The following is a 21,318-nucleotide window of genomic DNA, read 5'->3' on the forward strand; positions in this document are numbered from 1 at the left end:
AGCTATAACAGCCAGCGCGCTCAACCCAGCGGCGGTAGCCGCCGCGCGATCGGCGTCGACTTGACGATCGCCGTGCTGGTTTCCGCGCGCTCGGTCACCTTGGCGAGAATCTCGTCGAGTTGATCGATCGAGCGTAGATACAGACGGCAGATGAAGCAGTCGTCGCCGGTGACTTTGTCGCATTCGACGAACTCGGGAATGCGCCGCAGCACGTCTTCCACCAGGTGTAACTGACCGGGCAGCGGCTTCACGCGCACGATGGCCTGCAGCGTGTAGCCGAGCGCGCGCGGATCGAGTTGTACCGTGAAGCGCTCGATCACGCCTTGTGAGTCGAGCCGCCGCAAACGGTCGGCGGTGCTCGGTGCCGACAAGCCGACACGCCGTGCAAGTTCGCTGACCGGCTGACGCGCGTCTTCAGCGAGTGCGGCAAGCAGCGCGCGGTCGGTATCGTCGAGCGGAACGGGGAGATTGAGCGATGCAAGGTGTTTGTTCATTTTTGCCTTCGCTTATTAGGCGATTGTGCCGATGATCCATAGTTTAGCCATGTAAATGCGCAGTTGCAGCACTTAAACTTTCCTCATTGAATTCGCCAATCCGAGGATCGAAAACATGGCTTCCAATGAAATCCGCCGCGGCGCCGCCGAGATGAGCATCGCCATGCTGATGTCGGGCACGATCGGCTGGCTGGTCGTGTCGTCGCAACAACCTGTCTCGAACGTGGTGTTCTTTCGCTGCCTGTTCGGCGCGGCGACGATGGCGATCGTCTGCGGCGCGCTGGGACTGTTCCGGCGCAAGCTGTTCTCCTGGCGCATCATCGGCCTGGCCGTGCTGAGCAGCGCGGCGATCGTCGCCAACTGGGCGCTGCTGTTCGCCGCGTATTCGCGCGCGTCGATCTCGATGGCGACCGCGGTCTACAACACGCAGCCGTTCATGCTGGTCGCGCTCGGTGCTTTCGTGTTCCGCGAACGCGTCACGCCGTCGGCGATTGCGTGGCTGGTGATCGCATTCATCGGTCTCGTGTTCGTCGTCAAGGTCGAACCGGCGGTGCTCGCGGTGCCCGGCCAGTATCTGGAAGGTGTGGCGTATGCGGTCGCTGCTGCATTCCTGTATGCAATCTCGTCGATCATTACCAAACACCTGAAGGGCACGCCGCCGCACCTGCTCGCACTGATACAGGGTGCGTTCGGCGTGCTGGCGCTCGCGCCGTTCGTCCACTTCGACAACCTGCCTACGAGCGGCGTGCACTGGCTGCAACTCGTGACGCTCGGCGTCGTCAACACCGGCGCGATGTACGTGTTGCTGTACGGCGCGATCCAGAAGCTGCCGACCGCGATGACCGGCGCGCTGTCGTTCATCTATCCGGTGGTGGCGATCATTGTGGACCGCGTCGCATTTGGACAGAAGCTCGCGTGGGTGCAACTGCTCGGCGCGCTGCTGATCCTGCTCGCCGCGGCGGGCGTGAATCTGGGCTGGCGTATCGTGCCGCAGCGGCGTCTGGTGTCGTAAGCCGACGTTGCTGCGAATTGCGCAACATGGCGGCACGACTGCAGTGCGTATGAAGACTACGAAACGCCGTCAACCTTCTGTAGGGAAATCACCGATGCGTTCGAAAGGTACGCGCGAGTATGATCCGAATCGACGCTGATCACGTCGACCAAATTACGCCGTTCGCCATTTCTGGGGAACGGCTTTCTTTTTTGGTGAACTGGAATTTACGCGCTGCGGGCGCGGATGCAGTCGCCGTCTATCGACAGCGGGCCGTCCGCTCGCGCCAGTTCGCCGACAAGTTCGCGTAGCAACGTGGGAGTCTCGGTGCGTGCTCCTAGCATCGATACCGCTGCGCGCATCAGGGTGGCGTCGTCGAGCATCGCGACGAGCGCGTCGAACTGCATCACGCGTACTTCGAGCAGCTTGAACACGATCAGCACCTTCAGCGCGTTCTTCGCGTTGCGCGCAGGATCGGCGCGCAGCCATGCGACGCGCGACCACGCACGCGTGAGTGCGGATTGCACATCGGTGAACGGCGCACCGTGACCGGGAATCACGACATCGATATCGAGCGTCGCAATCAGATCGAGCACTGCCTGTTGTTCCGCGAAACCGCTGTCGCCGTTCAGTTCCGGAAAAATCACGCCGAAGCCGTTTTCCCACAGCGCGTCGGCACTGATCAGCACACGCTCGCTGGCGCAATACAACATCAGCGAATGTGGATCGTGGCCGGGTGCACCGAGCACGGTCCACTCAAGCGCGCCGAGCGTGACCTGCATACCGGGCGATAGCGTACCGGTGAACGTGAAGCGCTCGCAGGTCTGACCCGTCGCGCGATAGGTGAGGCGCGTCTCGTCCCAGTTGCGAACCGCGTCGGCTTCCTGGGCGGGGATTTCGGTGCGGCAGGGCCAGGTCGCCTGCAATAGCGCGTTACCGCCGCAATGATCCGAATGCAGATGCGTGTTGACGATCAGATCGAGCGGCCGCGTGCCGAGTGCCTCGCGAACCAGCGCGACGGTTTGCGGCGCGTGTGTCGCGTAACCGGTATCGACGAGCGCAGCACACGCGTTGTCGACCAGCAGCACGTTGTTCGACGAGAGCCAGCCGCGCTCGAATACGCGTATCGATGCAGGCAGCGCGATCATGGCGAGCGGGGCTCCGGTTGTGAGCGAATCACGATCTGCAATGCGGCGGCTTTCATGGCCGTTCCCGCTGCGCTGTGAGCAACTGCGTATGACGCGCTTCGATCGCATCCCACACCGCGTGCTTGCGCGTGTCGTCGAACGACGACCAGCCGGCGATTTCGTCGATGGTTCGGAGACACCCTTCGCACCAGCCGGTCGCAGCGTTCATCCTGCACACGTCGATGCACGGTGACGGGACGGACGCGGTGTCGTGTGTCATGCGGATTCGCGCAAGGCGACGTCGGCGACGGGCGCGCCGGTCAGTTCGACCAGTTGCTGCGGCGACAGGTTGAACACCGCATGCGGATGACCTGCCGCGGCCCACAGGCTGTCGAGTGCGAGCAGGTCGGCATCGATCAGCGTCACGGGCGGCGTCGCGTGACCGATCGGGCACACGCCGCCGATCGCATAACCGGTCTTCTCGCGCACGAACTTCGCATCGGCACGACCGATTTCGCCGACCTGCGCGGCGACCTTCTGTTCGTCGACGCGGTTCGCACCGCTCGCCACGACGAGCACGGGCGCATCGTCGTGTTTGCGACGGAACAGGATCGACTTCGCGATCTGCGCGACGGTGCAGCCAAGACCGGCCGCCGCTTCCGCCGAGGTCTTGCCGGTTTCCGCAAGCATCACGACGTGGCCAGCGTGACCGCGTTCGCGCAGCAGCAGCGCGACACGACGTGCGGCGTCGGGGAGCGCGTCGAGATCGTCAGGGTGGGGAGTCTGAAGAGATGCGTTGTCTGTCATGGTCGTTCGGATGAGTTTCAGGGCGACGGTGTCAGACGCAGGTCTGCGCTTCGCTGCGCGCTTTGGCAAGCAGCGCCTTGCCCGCGCGCGACACGTTCGGCTTGCCGATCGACGTCGAGATGAAGTCGCCGATCGCGACTACCTGAGCGAGATCGACGCCGGTTTCGATGCCGAGGCCGTTCATCAGGTACAGCACGTCTTCGGTTGCGACGTTGCCGGTCGCGCCCTTCGCATACGGACAGCCGCCGAGCCCTGCCACCGATGCATGAAAAATCTCAATACCTTCCTGCAGCGCCGCGTAAATATTGGCGAGCGCCTGACCGTAGGTGTCGTGAAAGTGCCCGGACAGACGTTCGCGCGGGAACACTTTGGTCACCGCCTCGTAAACTTCGCGCGTGCGCTTCGGCGTGCCGACACCGATCGTGTCTGCGATGTCGATCTCATCGCAACCGAGCGCCGCAAAACGTTCGACCACATCGACCACCGATGCAACCGGCACGTCGCCCTGATACGGACAACCTAGCGAGCACGACACGCTGCCGCGCACACGCAGGCCTTTTTCCTTGGCGGCCTGCGCAACCGGCACAAAACGTTCGATGCTTTCCGCAATGCTGCAATTGATGTTCTTCTGCGAAAAGGCTTCGCTGGCAGCACCGAAGATCACGATCTCATCCGCGCGCGCGGCAAGCGCACCGTCGAGGCCGCGCAGATTCGGCGTCAACACTGAATACAGCGTGCCCGGTCGACGCGCGATGCCGGCCATCACTTCGGTGCCGTCGGCCATCTGCGGAACCCACTTCGGCGAGACGAACGACGCGGCTTCGACGTTGCGAAACCCCGCCGCCGAAAGCCGGTTGATCAGTTCGATCTTGACCGCGGTCGGGACGAAGTCCTTTTCGTTCTGCAGGCCGTCGCGTGGACCGACTTCGACGATCTTGACTGCTTGAGGCAATGTCATGGGGTGTCTCCTCGCCGCCTGAGGCGGCCTCTGCAATGGGTGTTGAGTACGTGTGTTCGTTAGTAGCCGCGCGCGATATCGACGAGACCGCCGACTGTTTCACCACGCGTCAGCGCACCGATCTTCTCGGCAATCTGTGCAATACCTTCTTCACGCAGCGTCAACGCCGAACTGTGCGGCGTGATCGTGACGCGCGGATGCTGCCAGAACGGATGATCGGGGCGCAGCGGTTCCTCGCGAAACACATCGAGCGTGGCCGCCGCGATCTGGCCGCTCGCGAGCGCATCGAGCAGGTCCTGCTCGACCAGATGCGCACCGCGCGCGACGTTGATCAGATACGCGCCGCGCGCGAGTTGCGAGAACACGCGGGCGTTCAGGACATCGTGAGTGTCGGGCGTATGCGGCAGCAGATTCACGAGCACCTTCGCACCGTCGAGAAACGCACCGAGCTGCGCTTCACCCGCGAAGGTCGTAATACCGTCGATCTGTTTTGCACTGCGGCTATAGCCGCGCACGGGGATGCCGAGCGCCGCAATCGAACGCGCGACCTGCGTGCCGAGCACGCCAAGGCCGAGCACGCCGACCGTGAACGACTCGCGCGGATGCGGATCGAGCATCTGCCAGCGACGCTGTGCCTGTAGCGCGGCGTACTCGTCGAAGCGGCGCAGGTAGCGCAGCACCGAGTGCAGCGTGTATTCGACCATCTGCGGCGCCATGCCGGTGTCTTCGAGGCGCACCAGAAGGGCGTCGCGCGGCAGTGTGCCCGGGTGTTCGCGTTCGAGCGCGAGAATCGCGTCGACGCCCGCGCCCATATTGAATACGGCCCGCAGGCCGGCCCGTGGCGCGAACAGTTCGCGCGGCGGACGCCACACCACGGCGAAATCGGCGGGGGCGGTGTCGCCCGGTTGCCATTCGCGCAGTTCGGCGCCCGGCAGCGCGCGAGTCAGATCGTGCAGCCACGCGGCGGCGTCGGTGAGCGGCGTATAGAAGAGAATTTTCACAGGCTGGCTGTTTGATTACGTTGGCGATTGCGCGGGCGGATAGGCCACATTCTACTTTCTTGCCGACGGTGCCGTGCGCCGGAGCGGCTACGCCCGCAGTCTCGCTGGCGATTGCGAATCTTTAACCCATAAACAAAGCACGAAAAATTGGTTCGGAAGCGCGGATTCGACGTCCACAATGATTTATCGGGTCCCGTCAGCGAGGAAAATCATGTTCTCATGCAGCAAATCGACATGGCCACCCCGCGTCGTAACCGTTCCGGGTCTGCATGGCAGCGAGGGCGCACATTGGCAGACGTGGCTTGAGCGGCAGTTCGCGCGTTCGCTGCGCGTCGAGCAGGCGGACTGGGATGCTCCCAATCTCGCGAAGTGGACCCAGTCGTTGCGCGAGTTGCTCGCGCGCGAGCGCGGTCCGTTCGTGCTGGCCGCGCATAGCTTCGGGTGCCTGGTTGCCGCGCAAGTGCTGCAGCAGGCCACGCACGCTGCCGATGTCGCCGGCGTGCTATTCGTCGCGCCGGCCAGTCCCGCGAAGTTCACCTTCGCGGGCACCTTCGACGCACGGCGCATCGGTGTGCCGTCGATCATGATCGGCAGCGATACCGACCCATGGATGCCGCTCGCCGACGCTCGCGAACTCGCACAACGTTTCGGCAGCGCGTTCGTCAATCTCGGCGACGCGGGCCATATCAACACCGCAGCGGGCTATGGTCCGTGGCCGCGCGCCAAATACTTCATCGATACGCTCGTGCATTGCGCCGCGCCGCTGCGCTTTCGCGAAGAATCGATCGAACCTGCTACGCACGCCTTCGTTTGATGACATCGCCGCGCGGATAGTCGATCGTCGTTCTAATCGTTCGATCGTGCCGTGCCGGTCGCATGTAGTCCGATCCGCTAGAATCCGGCTTTGAACCGCAGCGGCGGCATCACGCATTCATCACGGACGGGGCGCAGACACAATGACAGGCAATTCGGGGAATCGAGGAAATCGAATAAATCCGCGCTGGCTCGCAGCCGGCGTTACGGCGCTTATGCTCGCGCTCGGTAGCGTATCGAATGCGCATGCCGATACGTCGCTGCTGAACGTCTCCTACGACGTCACACGCGAACTGTACAAGGACATCAACGCGTCCTTCATTGCTGCATACAAGCAGAAGAGCGGCGAGACCGTATCGGTCCGCCAGTCGCATGGTGCGTCGAGCGCACAGGCGCTGTCGGTGCTGCAGGGCCTGCAGGCAGACGTGGTCACGATGAACCAGCCCAACGACATCGACCTGCTCGCCGAGCGCGGCCAGCTCGTACCCGCCAACTGGCGCGCGCGATTGCCCGATAACAGCGCGCCGTACACCACCACGATGGTGTTCCTCGTGCACAAGGGCAATCCGAAACACATCAAGGACTGGGACGACCTGGCGAAGCCCGGTGTGCAGGTCGTGATCGCCAATCCGAAGACGTCGGGCAACGGCCGTTACGCGTACCTGGCCGCCTGGGGCTACAGCAAGCAGCACGGCGCCACCGACGCGCAGGCACAGGACTTCGAAAAGACGATCTTCCGCAACGTGCCCGTGCTCGATACCGGTGGCCGCGGCGCGACCACGACGTTCACGCAGCGCGGTATCGGCGACGTGCTGGTGACGTTCGAGAACGAAGTCGCGTTGATCGAAACCGGTGTGGGCGCGGGCAGCTTCGAGGCGGTGTACCCGTCGGTGAGCTTGCTGGCCGAACCGCCTGTCACGATCGTCGACAAGGTCGTCGACAAGCGCGGCACGCGCAAGGAAGCGCAGGCGTATCTCGACTATCTGTACACGCCGGCCGCGCAGGAGATCATCGCGCAACATCATCTGCGGCCGCGCGATGCGAGCGTGCTCGCGAAACACGCGAGCGAATTCAAACCGCTGAAAACCTTCACTGTCGAGCAGATGTTCGGCAGCTGGCAGAAGGCGCAGCAGACGCACTTCTCCGACGGCGGGACCTTCGATCAAATCGTCGTCGACCGGAAGTAAGAAGCGCGGGTTTCGTTGTAAAGCAAAGGCCGCCCGATAGTGCTATCGGGCGGCCTTCGTATTTCCAGCGTCAGTCGATCAGTCGGTCAGTGAACTTGCGCAGCCTTAGTTCGCAGCCGATTGCGCATGACCGTCGCATGCATGTTCGCAACCGTGCGAATCGTGCGGCATTTGCTGCGCGGCTTCGGCACGTATGCCAAGACGCTCGAGCAACTTCCGGTCCGCTTCCGCCTGCGGGTTGCTAGTCGTGAGCAACTGGTCGCCGTAGAAAATCGAATTCGCACCGGCAAAGAAGCACATCGCCTGCAGCGCCTCGTCCATCTGCTCACGGCCTGCCGACAGTCGCACCATCGCGCGCGGCATGGTGATGCGCGCAATCGCGATCGTGCGCACGAACTCGAACGGATCGAGCGCCTCGGTACCGGTGAGCGGCGTACCTTCCACCTGCACGAGATTGTTGATCGGCACCGACTCCGGGTACGGGTCCATGTTCGCGAGCTGGGCGATCAGCCCAGCCCGTTCGCGACGCGACTCACCGAGCCCGACGATACCGCCGCAGCACACGTTGATACCGGCGTCGCGCACGCGCTCCAGCGTGTCCAGCCGGTCCTGATAGGTGCGCGTCGAGATGATCTGCCCGTAGAACTCCGGCGACGTATCGAGGTTGTGGTTGTAGTAGTCGAGCCCGGCTTCGCGCAGACCTTCTGCCTGGTGCGTTTCGAGCATGCCGAGCGTCACGCAGGTTTCGAGGCCCATGGCCTTCACACCGCGGATCATGTCCTTGATCGGCTCGAGGTGGCGGTCTTTCGGATTGCGCCATGCGGCGCCCATGCAGAAGCGCGTGGCACCGTTCTCTTTCGCAACGCGTGCGGCTGCGAGCACGTCGTCGACGGGCATCAGCTTGTCCGCTTTCAAGCCCGTGTCGTGGTGAACCGATTGCGGACAGTATGCGCAGTCTTCTTCGCAGCCACCGGTCTTGATCGACAGCAGTGTCGAGAGTTGCACGGTGTTGGCATCGAAGTGCTCGCGATGGGTTTGCTGCGCACGAAACAGCAAGTCGTTGAGCGGCAGTTCGTACAACGCGACGATGTCGGCGATGCGCCAGCGCGCGACCGTGGCTTCTGAAGCTGTCGCTGCGACGGCAGGTGTGGGGGTAGTTGTCGAACCGGTGTGCAGTGAAGTCATGTCGTCGATCCTCATGAATGAATGACGGGGAGTCGGGTCGGGTGCTGTGCGATGCATAACGTGCGCAGCGTGTGCAGGAGTGCGGCGATGTCGAGATGTTCCGCTGCGACATCGGCGGACGTGGGATTCAGATGCGGGACGGTGCCGAGCAGCGGTGCGCCGTATCGATGTTCGAGCCGCTCGCGAATCGCGGCGATGTTCTCGTCGGCGAAGCGCATGGCCGGGTCGACACGATTCGCCACCCAGCCCGCGAGGCGCAGGCCGCGTGCGGCGATTGCTTCGGCGGTGAGCAATGCATGGCTGATGCAGCCGAGCCGCATGCCGACCACGAGTACCACGGGCAGGTTCAGCAGACGGGCGAGATCGGCGGTGTCGTGCGTGTCGGTGAGCGGCACGCAAAAACCACCGACCCCTTCGACCACCACCACATCCGCGGTGCGCGACGCCTGAGCATGACACTCGACGATGCGTGCGACGTCGAGCGTCACGTTTTCCAGTGCGGCGGCGACGTGCGGTGCGGCAGGTTCTTTCAACAGATACGGCGTGCGGATCGCGGGCGGCAGCAGCACGTTCGCGGCGGCGTCGAGTTGATCGGCGTCCTCGTTATGCCGGACACCATCCACTTCGAACGCGCCTGCCGCGACTGGCTTCATTGCAGCGGCACGCAGTCCCGCGCGCACGAAACCGCGCAGCAGCGCCGTGGAAACCAGCGTCTTGCCGATCTCGGTGTCGGTGCCGGTGACGAACAGCGACAGCGCGCTCATGCAGCCTCCGCGACCATGGTGGTGCCGGGTCGTGTGAGTGCTGCGTCGAGACGGTCGAGATCGCTGTGCGAATGCGCAGCCGACAGTGAAATACGCAGGCGCGACGTGCCGACCGGCACAGTCGGTGGACGGATCGCGGGCACCCACAGTCCCGCGTGATCGAGTGCTTCGGCTGCCGCAAGCGCAGCTTCATTGCTGCCGATAATCAGCGGCTGCACGGCGGTATGCGAATCGACCGGCAACCACGGTGTCGTCTTGAGCATGGCGCGGGTACGCTCGATCAACTGCTGCAGATGCGCACGGCGCGCATCCCCTTCAGCACCCGCGATGATGCGCACGCTTGCCGACACCGCATGTGCAACAGCGGGCGTCGATGCAGTCGTGAAGATGTACGGCCGCGCGCGTTGCACGAGCCATTCGATCACCGTTGCATGCGCAGCGACGAACGCACCCGACACACCAGCCGCCTTGCCGAGCGTACCAATCGAAATCAGATGCGGCGAACGCAATGCCGCTTGAGCAATCGCGCCGCGTCCCTGCGGACCGAGCACGCCGAAACCATGCGCGTCGTCGACGACGAGCCACGCGCCGTGCCGCTCCGCCAGTTCGAGCAACCGTGCCAACGGTGCAACGTCGCCGTCCATGCTGAACACGCTGTCGGTGACAATCAGTTTCGTTTCGGCCGTGGATGCATCGAGCAGCGCGCTCAGTGTATCGGTGTCGGCGTGCGGATAGATCTGCACCTCGGCGCGCGATAGCCGCGCACCATCGATCAGCGACGCATGATTCAGCGCGTCGGAAAAGAGCGTTGTGCCGCGACCCGCGAGCGCAGTCAGCGTGGCGAGATTTGCCATGTAGCCGGTGCTGAAGTACAACGCACGCGGCGCATCGACGAAGCCACCGGCAAATGCAGCGAGATCGTCTTCGAGTTGCGCATGCGCACGCGAGTGACCGCCGAGCAGGTGCGAACCACCGCTGCCCGCGCCATAGCGTTGCGCGCCTTCCGCAAGTGCCGCGACCAGCTGCGGATGCGCCGCGAGGCCAAGATAATCGTTGCTCGCAAAGCCAACGATCTCACGGCCATCGACAGTCATGTGCGCCGCACACGGCGTATCCGCAATCCGCCGACGGCGGCGCAGGCCGCGCGCATCGATGTCCTTCAGGCCTTGTTCGAGGGTGGTGAGCAGATGCATCAGCGGGTCTCCTTCAGTGTTGCATCGAACGTTTCACGCGTGCGCTCGGCGAGCAGGCCGAGTTCGTTGTCGTCGAGAATGTACGGCGGCATCAGGTACACGGTCGTGCCGATCGGGCGCAGCAGCAGTTCGCGTTGCAGCGCGTGTTCGAAGAAGCGGCGCGAGAATGTTTTCGCGGCGTTCGGGTCGTCGAGCGCGGCATCGAATGCGAAGATCGTTCCGCATTGACGCAGGTTGCGCACTTGCGGATGTTCGGCGAGCGGTGCGAGTGCTGCGCGCAGCGTTGCCGACTTGCGTGCGTTGGTCGCGAGTACATCGTCGCTGGCGAACAGATCGAGTGTGGCGAGTGCCGCGCGGCAAGCAAGCGGATTGCCCGTGTACGAATGCGAGTGCAGAAAGCCGCGCGCGGTGTCGTCGTCGTAGAACGCTGCGTAGATCTCGTCACGCGACAGCACGATCGACAACGGCAGATAGCCACCGCTGATGCCTTTCGACAGACACAGAAAATCCGGCCACACCTGCGCCTGTTCGCACGCGAAGAATGTGCCGGTGCGCCCGCATCCCACTGCGATTTCATCGGCGATCAGATGTACGCCGTATTGATCGCATAACGCACGCAAACCGGCGATATACGACGCGTCGTGCATGGCCATCCCGGCCGCGCATTGCACGAGCGGCTCGACGATCAGCGCGGCGATCTTCGTGCTGCGTGCTTCGAACAGCGCGCGCACGCTCTCAAGCGCGCGGCGTGCGACATCCTCCGAGTTTTCGCCAGGCTGGGCGTGTCGCGCATCGGGCGAAGCGACCACGTGCGCGTGACGGATCAACGGATCGTAGGCGTCCTTGAACAGCGCGACATCGGTGACACCGAGCGCACCGATCGTTTCGCCGTGATAGCTGTTCGCGACGCACACGAATTCGCGTTTCTCATCGAAGCCGCGATTGCGCCAGGTATGGAAGCTCATCTTCAATGCGATCTCGACGGCTGAGGCGCCGTCGGACGCGAAGAACGCATGGCCGAGCGTGTGGTTGGTCAGCGCGCCGAGCCGCTCGGCAAGTTCGACGGCAGGCTCGTGTGTGCAACCGGCGAGCATCGCGTGCTCGAGCGTGTCGAGCTGTGTTTTCAGCGCGGCATTGATGCGCGGATTCGCGTGGCCGAACAGATTGACCCACCACGAACTGATCGCATCGAGGTAACGATGTCCGTCGCGGTCGTACAGCCACGCGCCGGCGCCGCGAGAAACCGCCACGAGCGGCAGGCGCTCGTGGTGTTTCATCTGCGTGCAGGGGTGCCAGACAGCGCGCAGGCTGCGGGCGACCCAGTCTTCGGTTGATGCGGATGGGTTCACACGGACTCCGGGACATTGAAGCAGGCGAACGGGGATTTCGCAGCGCTCACGTGAAGCGCGGTGCGATTCAGGTGCGCAATCTGAGGCTCGATACAGGTTGCCGGGTGGTGCCGTTCGCCATTCCAGGCGGAGATTAGCGTGTTAACGGGCCCGATGCACTACCCCGGAAAAAGGCCGCTGAGCCATGCTGGGCGGGCGTTAGCGGGCGTTTTCGACAACACGGAGCCGATCGCGCCAGAAGGGCAGAAAAGACCGCAGATGACGACGGCAAAGTAGTGGGGGGTGACTAAAAAAATCGGGTGGTGGGTGGGGGAAATGCAGGGTTTTGGGTCAGAGCGGAGGTGCGGCGGGCGAATTCGAGAGGCATGGAGCGGTCGCGACACGACTTCTTTCGCATAACGCCGTGGGGGATGCGGTGGGGAGGATGAGGTGAGAACCGGTAAGCGGGAGCGGCCGTGCGGAATGCAACCACGCGATGCGAGGACGCGATGGGACAACGATAACGCGCGGCCACGCGCCGAAGATTGCTACGACGAAAACTAACGGCTCGCGAGCGCGGGCTTATGCACGGCGGGGTCGACCGCACCTGGATCGGATGCCGTGGCCGAGGTGTCCTTCCACACGACAACGTCATTCACCGCATACAGGCGACACGGATCGTTGCTGTGCTTCTGGCAGTTCGAGATGGCCACTGCCTTCGGATCGTCGCCGCCTTCGGCCCACGACCACGCCCCCGAGTTGGAGACCGCGAACGCGCGACTCGGATATTGATGCAGGAAGTTGCGATAACCCGCACGGCCGCCTTCGTCGACGAACGGCACGGCATCGATTGCTTCGACCGATGCGAAGCCCGTCGGCTTCGGCTCGGGCGCCTCTTCCACGCGATACTGCACGCTGGTCGGCATACCGACACGCGCAAGGAAGCTCTCGACGGCGGGCCACCATACGCGCACGCCGTCGCGATCGCCGACGAGGCGGTGCGCATCGTCCTTGTAGATACCGAAGTCGATCATCGTCGAGCCGACACCGTGCCGCACATCGGGGCCGAGCGCCGTCGTGTACGTGGTGTACATCTTCGTGATCAACGCGGCGGGCCAGATCGAATCGTTGTCGCCATAGAGCCACAGCGACGGCACATGCGTCTTCTCGCCGTAAGCGCCGAACGCCTGCGTCAGGTTGCCCTGCCAGTCGTTGCAGGCATCCTGGCGCAGACCGCCCGAGAAATTGATCAGTGCGCGCACGCCGGATGCAGCCTGCGCACCGTAGGCGATCGTCGCGAGGCCGCCATGCGAGGTGCCGGCCACGACGATGTGCTGTGCGTCGACATACGGTTGCTTCGACATGTAGTCGATGGTCGCGGCAACGTCGGCGGCCTGGCCGATACCGTTGCGTTCGACATTGCAGCCGTCCTGCTCGTAGACGCCGCCCGACTCCGCAAAGCCGCGCCGGTTCGGTGCAACGACGACGTAACCACGGCGCACGAACTCGCGCGCGAACGGCAGCGGATCGCTGCGCGCCTGGTTGCGCGGGTCGCCGGGCATCTTGCCGTGATTGAAGACGATCATCGGGAACGGACCCGCACCGTCCGGCTTGTAGACGGTCGTTTCGAGCGTGATGTCGCCGGAGGAATCGGTCGGGATGCGCAGGATCTGCTGGTTGAGGCGCGCGCTGGGCAGCCATGCGTCGTCTTCGAGCGACAGACGCTGGACCTGCGCACTGGAGAGCGGGCCGACCGGTTGTTGAGCGGACGCTGAATTAACCGGCTTATCCGGTTTGACTGGCGCATTCGTCGATGAAGCGAAGAGCGGATCGGCGTGTGCGGACGACGCAGTGAGCGCAACGAGCGCCGCACATGCACAGACCGCCTTACATCCCGCCTGAACCCTTCTGAACGCCATCTGCTACGCCCACCTTGAAGATCTGCCTTGAAGCCCTTCGCCCGAGGTCATGCAACCGGATCGCCTTACGGACTCGTTACAGCGCCGTTTGACAACAACAAGCCACTGACATGCATGAGCGCTTGCACGCGCACGCTGCTGGAGATCGCAACGAGTGAACCGTCTGTCGACCGACGCGACCCCACGCGCCGAAGATGAGCGCTACGCGATACCGGATCTGCACTTTGGTATCGCACGAGGACGGTGTTGAGCCGCTCCTCGCGACGTAACGCTGCACAACCTGTGGAGCGATACTGGCACGACAATTTTGGTTTGTGCAATTCGGGACAAGCCCGCAGCGAAAAAATTGCCGAGTGGCACGTCGCGCTGGAATGACCGCCAGGTGGCGCCCGGAAGGCCCCATGCAGGGGCGCAGGACCAGGTGTCGCGGCGATGACGGGAAAACCATGTGGCGTGCGGCCAACACCTGAACACTACGTGAAGGAGGCGCTGGAAGGGGCTTATGTAACGGGTGGTAACCAGGTGGCGAGCTACAACACACGTAGCCCGACGATATCGCGTCGCTGTGTCAGTCTTCGCGGATGTCGCCGTCAACGTAGCGCCAGCCGCTGTCGTCGCGAACGAAGCGGCTCAGTTCGTGCAGCCGGTGCGCGCGACCGCCGATCTTGTATCGTGCGACGAATTCGACTTCGGCATGGGTTGCATCGAGTGGGGTGAAGCGCTTGATCTGCAGGCCAAGCCAGCGTGTGGCGTTGGATGCGTTAGATGCTTCGGAGGCATCGAGGTCGGCGGGACAGGTGTGTGGCGCCCAGGTTGCGCGCAGATATTGAGTCGCGCCAAGCACGTAGGCGCTGTATCGCGAGCGCATCAAGGTCAGCGCGTCCGGCGCAGTTGCATCGCCATCGATGAAGCGGCCACAACACTGCGCGAACGACGGCGCGGCAGTGCCGCTACGCGAGCCAGGTGCAGCGCCGCCGCAGGGGCACGCGGACGGCCGTGAGGTTTGTGGTGAAAAGCTCACCATTCGAGTGGCGTGCCGTCGTACTGATAGAAGCGGCCGTTGAACGTCGCGTGCGCGCCCGCGGCCTGCGCGAGCACGTTGCGCATACCGCTGACGCTGTGTTCCGGATCGATCGCCGCCTGCGAGCCGCCCATGTCGGTGCGCACCCAGCCGGGATGCAGCGCGACGCAAACCGCGCGCCGCGTTTGCAGCGAAGCGATCTTCAACGCGTCGTTGAGCGCCGCCTTGCTCGCGCGATACAACCAGCCAGTCGTGCCGGTCGCTTCCGTGATGCTGCCCATCTTGCTCGACAGCACCGCGAGCACGCCGTCCGCCTCTTCGACGCGCGGCAGCAGCACCGGCAGCAACTGCATCGGCCCGCGCACGTTGGTGATCATCACGTGATCGAAGTCTTCAGACGTGATCGTTTCGACGCCGTCGGTGCGCGGCCCGTACACCCCCGACACGAGAAGCGCGACATCGAGCCGCTCGGCGACGAGCTTGTCGCCGAGCGTAGCGATTTCGTCAGGCTCGGTGACGTCGAGCGGAAAGGTCTGCGCGCCGAGCGCGGCGAGCGCATCGAGCGCGTCGTCGTCGCGCGCGGTGGCGAGCACGCGCCAGCCCGCGTGCAGGTACTGGCGGACGAACTCGCGGCCGATGCCGCGCGACGCCCCGACGATCAACGCAGTTTTCATGCACTCACCTCACACGGTTCGTCGTGGCTGCGTTCACAGCAGCTCGATGCCCATCGCAGTCGCTTCGCCGCCACCGATACACAGGCTCGCCACGCCGCGCTTCAACCCGCGTTGCCGCAGCGCGCCGAGCAGCGTGACGAGAATACGCGCACCCGATGCGCCGATCGGATGACCGAGCGCGCACGCGCCGCCGTTCACGTTGACCCGGTCGTGCGGCAGATGGTGTTCCTTCATCGCGGCCATCGTGACGACCGCGAATGCTTCGTTGATCTCGTAGAGATCGACCTGATCCGCGCGCCAGCCGTTGCGCTCGAACAGTTTGCGCAGCGCGCCGATCGGTGCGGTGGTGAACTTCGCCGGCTCCTGAGCGAACGTCGAGTGGCCGACGACGCGGGCGAGTGGCGTCACGCCGAGTTTTTGTGCGGTCGACTCGCGCATCATCACGAGCGCGGCGGCGCCGTCGGAGATCGACGACGAGTTCGCTGCCGTTACCGTACCGGTCTTGCTGAACGCGGGCTTGAGTGTCGGGATCTTGTCGAGGTTGGCCTTGAACGGCTGCTCGTCGCGCTCGATGGTGACCTCGCCCTTGCGGCTCTCGACCTTCACTGACGCAATTTCCCATGCGAACGAACCATCTTCGTTCGCGCGTTTCGCACGCTGCAGCGATTCGATCGCGAAGGCGTCCTGCGCCTGGCGCGTGAAATCGAACGATGCTGCGCATTCTTCGGCGAACGTGCCCATCAGGCGGCCGCGTTCGTACGCGTCTTCGAGACCGTCGTAGAACATGTGATCGATCACCTGACCGTGCCCCATACGCATGCCGCCGCGTGCCTTCGGCAGCAGGTACGGTGCGTTGGTCATGCTCTCCATGCCGCCCGCGACGATCACGTCGATCGAGCCGGCCGCGAGCATGTCGTGCGCGAACATCGCCGCGCGCATGCCGGAGCCGCACATCTTGTTGACCGTCGTGCTGCCGGTGGACAGCGGCAGGCCGGCACCGAGCGCGGCTTGCCGCGCGGGTGCCTGGCCGAGGCCGGCGGGCAGCACGCAACCGATCACCGCTTCGTCGATCTGTTCCGCCTTCAGTCCGGAGCGTTCGAGCGCAGCGGCAATTGCCACCGAACCCAGTTGCGGCGCAGTCAGCGTCGCGAAGTCGCCCTGAAACGCCGCCATCGGCGTGCGGACAGCGGAAACGATCACGATCGGATCGCGCGAAGTTGCGTTTGTCTCACTCATGTTTCAGCTCCTTGATAACACCTGCGACGACAGCGGGCACGTCGCCGAGCTTCGCTGCATCGGCGGCGACCACGTCGTTGTCGGTCGAATGTGCGCGGCCGGCGGACGCGGCGGCCACGCATTGCTTGTAAGCGGGATCGAGATCGTCGAGGCTCGCGATCGTCATGCCGAGATTGCGCACGCGGCCGTCATGCACGCCATACACCCAGCCATGCACGGTGAGGTCCTGGCCACGCGCCCATGCATCGTTGACGATGGTGGTGCGGCACACGTTGACGACCTGCTCGATCGTGTTCAGCTCGACGAGCCGGCGATGCCGCGCGTCGCCGATCGGCCATTCCTCGAGTAGCGCCGCGTGTTTGGTGCGCACGTCCTGCACGTGATGCAGCCAGTTGTCGGCAAGTCCGATGCGTCGGCCGTGCAGCGCGGCGCCGACACCCGAGCAGCCGTAGTGGCCGACCACCATGATGTGCTTGACCTTCAACAGATCGACGGCGAACTGGATCACCGACAGGCAGTTCAGGTCCGAGTGCACGACGACGTTCGCGATGTTTCTGTGCACGAACACTTCGCCGGGCGGCAGACCGATGATCTGGTTGGCCGGCACGCGCGAATCCGAGCAACCGATCCACAGGTATTCGGGTGTCTGCTGGTCGGCGAGTCGCGAGAAAAATTCGGGGTCTTCAGCGAGCTTGCGTTTGACCCATGCATCGTTGTTGTCGAACAGATGCGCGAGCGGGTGGGGCTGGTTCGGGTTTGAGTTCATGTGCTTTTATGTCGCTTCAACGCGGTTATGGGGCGGCGTATCGGTTGAATCGTGGCGGATCGCTTCGACCAGGCTTGGCATGATGCCGTCAGGCCGCACGCGCAGCGCGGTCCGGCGGCTGCGCGGTTGTGTCGGCTGCTGTCGCTGCTGTGAAGCGCTCCGGGTAGCGCACGCGGAAGCGGACGCCGCGGTCGTACGGGAAGAAGTCAGGCAGTTCGCCTTTCATCAGATGCTCCTTGTGCCGTTGCCACAGCGCAGGTTCGAAGAAATCGGCGTGATGTTTGAGAAAGTACTGGCGCACCCGCGGATCACCGAGCAGGAACGTGCCGTAGGTTTCCGGGAAGATGTCGTGCGGGCCGACCGTGTACCAGGGCTCGCCGGACAGCTCGTCTTCCTCGTTGCGCGGCGCCGGCACGGCGCGCACGTTGCAGTCGGTCAGGTACTCGATCTCGTCGTAGTCGTAGAACACCACGCGGCCGTGCCGTGTCACGCCAAAATTCTTGTACAGCATGTCGCCAGGGAAGATGTTCGCCTGCATCAACTCTTTCACCGCGTCGCCGTATTCCTTGATGCCGTGCTCGACGTCCTCGTCGGTGCCGTTCTGCAGGAACAGGTTGAGCGGCACCATGCGGCGTTCGATGTACAGATGGCGGATGACCAGGTTGTCGCCCTCGTACTCGATCATCGACGGCGCTTCTTTCTGGAGTTCGCGCACGAGCGCTTCGTCGAGACGCGATACCGGCAGCGCGACGCTCGAATATTCGAGCGTGTCGGCCATGCGTCCCAGACGATCGTGACGCTTCACCAGTTGATACTTCTCCTGGATCTGTTCGCGCGTGGTGTCTTTCGGCGGCGGGAAGCTGTCCTTGATCAGCTTGAACACATAGGGGAACGACGGCAGCGTGAATACGAGCATGACGAGCCCCTTGATGCCGGGCGCGATGATGAACGGATCGCTCGAATGCGACAGGTGACGCAGCAGGTCGCGATAGAACAGATTCTTGCCCTGCTTCTGCAGACCTACTGATGTATAGATTTCCGCCTTCGGTTTGCCCGGCATGATCGAGCCGAGAAATTCGACGAATGCGGACGGCACTTCCATGTCGACCAGAAAGTACGAGTGCGAGAAGCTGAAGATGATCAGCAACTGGTCGCGTTTGAGCAGCACGGTGTCGAGCGCGAGCACGCCCGGCGACACGTGATGCACCGGCAACGCGAACGGCAGCACGAGATCGCCGTTAATAATGCGTCCGATGATGTACGCCGCCTTGTTCCGGTAGAACAGTGACGACAGCACGTGAATCTGGAAATTGGCGGCTTCGTTGAATTCACCGTACGTATCGCGCACCGCCTGCATCACACAGCCAACATCACGTTGCAGATCCTCGAACGGCGGCTCCAGCTGGAAGTTGGTGACGATGCGCTCGAGCGTTGCTTCGAGGCCGTCCTTGCCCGGGTAGTACGCGCGGTAAGTCGGCTTCGCGGCGGGCTCGTCATTCTCGATGTATTCGGTCGAGATGGCCGGCCGCACGAAGATGAAATCGTTATTGAAGTACGAACGATGCAGGATCTGACAGCACACCGAATTGAAGAACGTTTCCGCGCACTCGGGCTGACGGTGCGTGGTCAGCAGACCGATGTAGTGCAGCTTGATCTGTTGCCAGACTTCGTCGTCGATGTTCTCCGCATCGTATTCGTCTTCGAGCAGCTCGACACATTCCTTCACGCGTTCGTCATACGACGTGATGCGCTCGCGGGCAAGCCGTTGCAACCCGTGCCAGTCGGCGCGCTCGAACAGCGTCTTGGCGTGGATCGCCGCTTCCCGAAAGATCCGGTAGTGCCGGTCGAAACCTTCGAGCATCGTCTGCGCGAGGTCGAAACCGATTTGCGACGACAGCAGTTTAGGAAAGTGATTCATGGTGACCGTGCATTCATCCAGTGTCGTGACGCCACTCGCGATTGTATCGTCCGGGCGATCCTGCCATGCCGCGCTCGCCGCGTTTGCGCTTGCCGTTGCATCAGCACGTTGAGCGGCGTTCGCAGCGGTTCCTGCTAACTCCGTGCAACGCAGCGATTAATCGCCGGGTTGTGCAGGAATCTTCGTGCGGAAAATCTTTCGTCGTGAATCCACTCGCGTATTGCCTCAGGCTGTATGCCGCGCCGGTTTAGCCTGCGGTTTCGTCGCCACCGGTTGCGCGTCGTCTTTTTCCCGCGTGTCGCCGTCGAGCAGTGCGCGCGCCTGCGCTTCGTACTGCGCGAGATCTTCGAGCGTCGCGTCCAGATCTTCCCGCTGACGCTCGAGTACGTCCCGATGGCGCTTGACCGTCGCGAGGAACGCATTCAATTGCGCAAGCGTGTCGGTCGGCGAATCGTAGAGATCGAGCAGATCGCGGATTTCGGACAGCGTGAAACCAAGGCGCTTGCCGCGCAGCGTTAGCTTCAGACGCGTGCGGTCGCGCCCTGAGTAGACGCGCCGCAAGCCGCTCGATCCTTCTCGACTGGGTGAGAGTAAACCCTGATCTTCGTAAAAACGGATCGCACGCGGCGTGACGTCGAATTCGCGGGCAAGCTCGGTGATCGTGTACTGGGTATCCATTGGGGCATCTCGTAGACCGCCGTGACTGCGCACGAAAGCGGATTGAACGATAGAATCGACGTTTACGTTATCGTCAACTTGAACGAAGCGCAACTACACCACACAAAGACACCCGCAATGAACGCACTCGAACATCAACTCGACTACCCGTTCGCCGATACCTTGCCCGAACCCGGCGTGGCGCACGAGGTCGCGCCCGGCGTGCTGTGGCTGCGCATGCCGCTGCCGTTCGCACTCGATCACATCAACCTGTGGCTGTTGCGCGATGAAATCGATGGACAGCAGGGCTGGACGGCGGTCGATTGCGGGATCGCGTCGGACACCATCAAGGCGAACTGGGAGCGCGTGTTCGACACCGTGCTGGACGGCCTGCCGATCCTGCGCGTGATCGTCACGCACTGTCATCCGGACCACCTCGGGCTCGCTCACTGGCTGTGCAACGGCGGCGACCGGCAGCGCTGGAATGTGCGGCTCTGGATGTCGCTTGGTGAATACATGCTGGGCCGTGTGATGGCCGCCGGCGATGGCTCGAATGCAGGCGGCGAAGGTGCAGCGCGGCACTTCGCGCGCCACGGGCTTACCGACGAAACATCGCTCGATGCGTTGCGTAATCGCAAGAGCTACTACGGAAGCCTGGTGCCCGCGGTGCCGGGGCAGTATCGGCGGATGCGTGAAGGTGACGTGCTCGCGATCGGTGGGCGTTCGTGGCGTGTCGTGACCGGCTTCGGACATTCGCCGGAACATTGCGCGCTACATTGCGAAGCGGCGGGCGTGCTGATTTCCGGCGACATGGTGTTGCCGCGCATTTCGACCAACGTGTCGGTGTTCGATATCGAACCGGAAGGCAATCCGCTGGCGTTGTATCTGCAGTCGCTCGGTCGTTATGAAACGATGCCCGCCGATACGCTTGCGCTGCCGTCGCACGGCAAGCCTTTTCGCGGAGTGCACACGCGCATTAAGCAGTTGCGCGATCACCACGATGCGCGGCTCGCCGAAGTGCGCGAAGCCTGTGCGGCAAAACCGCAAAGTGCCGCGGACATCGTGCCGCTGATGTTCAAGCGCGAACTCGATATTCATCAGATGACGTTTGCGCTGGGTGAAGCGCTCGCACATTTGCATTTGTTGTGGCTGGCGGGCGAGTTGAAGCGAACCAACGATGCCGATGGTGTGATCCGCTTTACGGCGTAGTTTGCGCGACGCGGCGTTGTCAGATTGCTGAGCAAGCCGCGGTGAAAAAAGCAGAAGGCCCGATTGCGAG

The 21,318-nt window shown here is 63.3% G+C and carries 21 protein-coding genes; 4 read left to right on the forward strand and 17 right to left on the reverse strand.

What is annotated here, in order from left to right; all coding sequences use genetic code 11:
• Positions 1 to 20: 20 nt before the first annotated feature.
• Complete coding sequence (locus tag M0D65_RS20855; RefSeq protein WP_266254367.1) at positions 21 to 494, reverse strand: Lrp/AsnC family transcriptional regulator; 474 nt, start codon at positions 492 to 494, stop codon at positions 21 to 23.
• Between the two features lie 115 nt (positions 495 to 609).
• On the opposite strand from M0D65_RS20855, the gene M0D65_RS20860 reads away from it, so the two are divergent.
• Positions 610 to 1,506 carry a DMT family transporter gene (locus tag M0D65_RS20860; protein WP_091009263.1) on the forward strand — a complete coding sequence of 299 codons (897 nt, stop codon included), beginning with the start codon at positions 610 to 612 and terminating at the stop codon, positions 1,504 to 1,506.
• A 206-nt stretch (positions 1,507 to 1,712) separates the two neighbouring features.
• On the opposite strand, the gene M0D65_RS20865 is transcribed toward M0D65_RS20860, so the two are convergent.
• Genes M0D65_RS20865 through M0D65_RS20885 form a run of 5 tightly spaced genes read right to left on the reverse strand, consistent with a single transcriptional unit; the run spans position 1,713 to position 5,378 of the window.
• Positions 1,713 to 2,633 carry an MBL fold metallo-hydrolase gene (locus tag M0D65_RS20865; RefSeq protein WP_266254368.1) on the reverse strand — a complete coding sequence of 307 codons (921 nt, stop codon included), beginning with the start codon at positions 2,631 to 2,633 and terminating at the stop codon, positions 1,713 to 1,715.
• A gap of 52 nt (positions 2,634 to 2,685) precedes the next feature.
• Positions 2,686 to 2,892, reverse strand: a complete 207-nt coding sequence (locus M0D65_RS20870; RefSeq protein WP_091009267.1) for a DUF1289 domain-containing protein — start codon at positions 2,890 to 2,892, stop codon at positions 2,686 to 2,688.
• A complete protein-coding gene (locus M0D65_RS20875; protein ID WP_266254369.1) occupies positions 2,889 to 3,419 on the reverse strand; it encodes a YbaK/EbsC family protein in 531 nt (176 codons plus the stop codon). Before M0D65_RS20875 ends, M0D65_RS20870 begins: the two co-directional genes overlap by 4 nt.
• Before the next feature lie 31 nt (positions 3,420 to 3,450).
• A complete protein-coding gene (locus M0D65_RS20880; RefSeq protein ID WP_266254370.1) occupies positions 3,451 to 4,377 on the reverse strand; it encodes a hydroxymethylglutaryl-CoA lyase in 927 nt (308 codons plus the stop codon).
• Positions 4,378 to 4,436: 59 nt separating this feature from the next.
• On the reverse strand, positions 4,437 to 5,378 hold the full coding sequence (locus tag M0D65_RS20885) for a glyoxylate/hydroxypyruvate reductase A (protein ID WP_266254371.1): 942 nt from the start codon (positions 5,376 to 5,378) through the stop codon (positions 4,437 to 4,439).
• A 211-nt stretch (positions 5,379 to 5,589) separates the two neighbouring features.
• Here M0D65_RS20885 and M0D65_RS20890 point away from each other — a divergent pair, with 211 nt between their 5' ends.
• Positions 5,590 to 6,192, forward strand: a complete 603-nt coding sequence (locus M0D65_RS20890) for an alpha/beta hydrolase (protein WP_266254372.1) — start codon at positions 5,590 to 5,592, stop codon at positions 6,190 to 6,192.
• Positions 6,193 to 6,334: 142 nt separating this feature from the next.
• Positions 6,335 to 7,378: a sulfate ABC transporter substrate-binding protein gene (locus M0D65_RS20895; RefSeq protein WP_266254373.1), complete on the forward strand. Its 1,044-nt coding sequence runs from the start codon at positions 6,335 to 6,337 to the stop codon at positions 7,376 to 7,378.
• Positions 7,379 to 7,483: 105 nt separating this feature from the next.
• Here M0D65_RS20895 and bioB read toward each other — a convergent pair whose 3' ends face one another.
• The 11 genes from bioB to M0D65_RS20950 form a co-directional block, all read right to left on the reverse strand.
• Positions 7,484 to 8,563, reverse strand: coding sequence for a biotin synthase BioB (gene bioB / locus M0D65_RS20900; protein ID WP_266254374.1), 1,080 nt, complete (start codon positions 8,561 to 8,563; stop codon positions 7,484 to 7,486).
• Between the two features lie 11 nt (positions 8,564 to 8,574).
• The gene (bioD, locus tag M0D65_RS20905; RefSeq protein WP_266254375.1) at positions 8,575 to 9,327 is read right to left on the reverse strand and encodes a dethiobiotin synthase; all 753 of its coding nucleotides are present in this window, start codon (positions 9,325 to 9,327) and stop codon (positions 8,575 to 8,577) included.
• Positions 9,324 to 10,520, reverse strand: coding sequence for an 8-amino-7-oxononanoate synthase (gene bioF, locus M0D65_RS20910; RefSeq protein WP_266254376.1), 1,197 nt, complete (start codon positions 10,518 to 10,520; stop codon positions 9,324 to 9,326). The genes bioD and bioF overlap by 4 nt, the downstream gene beginning before the upstream one ends.
• A complete protein-coding gene (bioA, locus tag M0D65_RS20915) occupies positions 10,520 to 11,869 on the reverse strand; it encodes an adenosylmethionine--8-amino-7-oxononanoate transaminase (protein ID WP_266254377.1) in 1,350 nt (449 codons plus the stop codon). The genes bioF and bioA overlap by 1 nt, the downstream gene beginning before the upstream one ends.
• Before the next feature lie 539 nt (positions 11,870 to 12,408).
• Positions 12,409 to 13,767, reverse strand: a complete 1,359-nt coding sequence (locus M0D65_RS20920) for a dienelactone hydrolase family protein (protein ID WP_266254378.1) — start codon at positions 13,765 to 13,767, stop codon at positions 12,409 to 12,411.
• Between the two features lie 568 nt (positions 13,768 to 14,335).
• Positions 14,336 to 14,791: a YchJ family protein gene (locus M0D65_RS20925; protein ID WP_266254379.1), complete on the reverse strand. Its 456-nt coding sequence runs from the start codon at positions 14,789 to 14,791 to the stop codon at positions 14,336 to 14,338.
• A complete protein-coding gene (locus M0D65_RS20930; protein WP_266254380.1) occupies positions 14,785 to 15,462 on the reverse strand; it encodes an SDR family oxidoreductase in 678 nt (225 codons plus the stop codon). The genes M0D65_RS20925 and M0D65_RS20930 overlap by 7 nt, the downstream gene beginning before the upstream one ends.
• Positions 15,463 to 15,495: 33 nt before the next feature.
• Positions 15,496 to 16,698: an acetyl-CoA C-acetyltransferase gene (locus tag M0D65_RS20935; protein WP_266254381.1), complete on the reverse strand. Its 1,203-nt coding sequence runs from the start codon at positions 16,696 to 16,698 to the stop codon at positions 15,496 to 15,498.
• Positions 16,691 to 17,464: a carbonate dehydratase gene (gene can / locus M0D65_RS20940; protein WP_091009303.1), complete on the reverse strand. Its 774-nt coding sequence runs from the start codon at positions 17,462 to 17,464 to the stop codon at positions 16,691 to 16,693. The genes M0D65_RS20935 and can overlap by 8 nt, the downstream gene beginning before the upstream one ends.
• 88 nt (positions 17,465 to 17,552) lie before the next feature.
• Positions 17,553 to 19,382, reverse strand: a complete 1,830-nt coding sequence (aceK, locus tag M0D65_RS20945; protein WP_266254382.1) for a bifunctional isocitrate dehydrogenase kinase/phosphatase — start codon at positions 19,380 to 19,382, stop codon at positions 17,553 to 17,555.
• Positions 19,383 to 19,607: 225 nt separating this feature from the next.
• Complete coding sequence (locus M0D65_RS20950; RefSeq protein WP_091009310.1) at positions 19,608 to 20,060, reverse strand: MerR family DNA-binding transcriptional regulator; 453 nt, start codon at positions 20,058 to 20,060, stop codon at positions 19,608 to 19,610.
• 117 nt (positions 20,061 to 20,177) lie between these two features.
• Here M0D65_RS20950 and M0D65_RS20955 point away from each other — a divergent pair, with 117 nt between their 5' ends.
• Complete coding sequence (locus M0D65_RS20955) at positions 20,178 to 21,248, forward strand: MBL fold metallo-hydrolase (protein ID WP_266254383.1); 1,071 nt, start codon at positions 20,178 to 20,180, stop codon at positions 21,246 to 21,248.
• Positions 21,249 to 21,318 lie beyond the last annotated feature (70 nt).

It is taken from the genome of Paraburkholderia sp. CHISQ3 (assembly GCF_030464945.1).
GTDB lineage: Bacteria > Pseudomonadota > Gammaproteobacteria > Burkholderiales > Burkholderiaceae > Paraburkholderia > Paraburkholderia megapolitana.

Bases quoted from the DNA above. Each gene is read 5' to 3' on its own strand.
- M0D65_RS20865 (WP_266254368.1), bottom strand. From the start codon at position 2,633: ATGATCGCGCTGCCTGCATCGATACGCGTATTCGAGCGCGGCTGGCTC.
- bioF (WP_266254376.1), bottom strand. From the start codon at position 10,520: ATGCATCTGCTCACCACCCTCGAACAAGGCCTGAAGGACATCGATGCG.
- M0D65_RS20860 (WP_091009263.1), top strand. From the start codon at position 610: ATGGCTTCCAATGAAATCCGCCGCGGCGCCGCCGAGATGAGCATCGCC.
- M0D65_RS20950 (WP_091009310.1), bottom strand. From the start codon at position 20,060: ATGGATACCCAGTACACGATCACCGAGCTTGCCCGCGAATTCGACGTC.
- M0D65_RS20890 (WP_266254372.1), top strand. From the start codon at position 5,590: ATGTTCTCATGCAGCAAATCGACATGGCCACCCCGCGTCGTAACCGTT.
- M0D65_RS20855 (WP_266254367.1), bottom strand. From the start codon at position 494: ATGAACAAACACCTTGCATCGCTCAATCTCCCCGTTCCGCTCGACGAT.
- M0D65_RS20935 (WP_266254381.1), bottom strand. From the start codon at position 16,698: ATGAGTGAGACAAACGCAACTTCGCGCGATCCGATCGTGATCGTTTCC.
- M0D65_RS20920 (WP_266254378.1), bottom strand. From the start codon at position 13,767: ATGGCGTTCAGAAGGGTTCAGGCGGGATGTAAGGCGGTCTGTGCATGT.
- M0D65_RS20875 (WP_266254369.1), bottom strand. From the start codon at position 3,419: ATGACAGACAACGCATCTCTTCAGACTCCCCACCCTGACGATCTCGAC.
- bioD (WP_266254375.1), bottom strand. From the start codon at position 9,327: ATGAGCGCGCTGTCGCTGTTCGTCACCGGCACCGACACCGAGATCGGC.
- aceK (WP_266254382.1), bottom strand. From the start codon at position 19,382: ATGAATCACTTTCCTAAACTGCTGTCGTCGCAAATCGGTTTCGACCTC.
- M0D65_RS20870 (WP_091009267.1), bottom strand. From the start codon at position 2,892: ATGACACACGACACCGCGTCCGTCCCGTCACCGTGCATCGACGTGTGC.
- M0D65_RS20930 (WP_266254380.1), bottom strand. From the start codon at position 15,462: ATGAAAACTGCGTTGATCGTCGGGGCGTCGCGCGGCATCGGCCGCGAG.
- M0D65_RS20880 (WP_266254370.1), bottom strand. From the start codon at position 4,377: ATGACATTGCCTCAAGCAGTCAAGATCGTCGAAGTCGGTCCACGCGAC.
- M0D65_RS20895 (WP_266254373.1), top strand. From the start codon at position 6,335: ATGACAGGCAATTCGGGGAATCGAGGAAATCGAATAAATCCGCGCTGG.
- M0D65_RS20925 (WP_266254379.1), bottom strand. From the start codon at position 14,791: ATGGTGAGCTTTTCACCACAAACCTCACGGCCGTCCGCGTGCCCCTGC.
- M0D65_RS20955 (WP_266254383.1), top strand. From the start codon at position 20,178: ATGAACGCACTCGAACATCAACTCGACTACCCGTTCGCCGATACCTTG.
- bioB (WP_266254374.1), bottom strand. From the start codon at position 8,563: ATGACTTCACTGCACACCGGTTCGACAACTACCCCCACACCTGCCGTC.
- can (WP_091009303.1), bottom strand. From the start codon at position 17,464: ATGAACTCAAACCCGAACCAGCCCCACCCGCTCGCGCATCTGTTCGAC.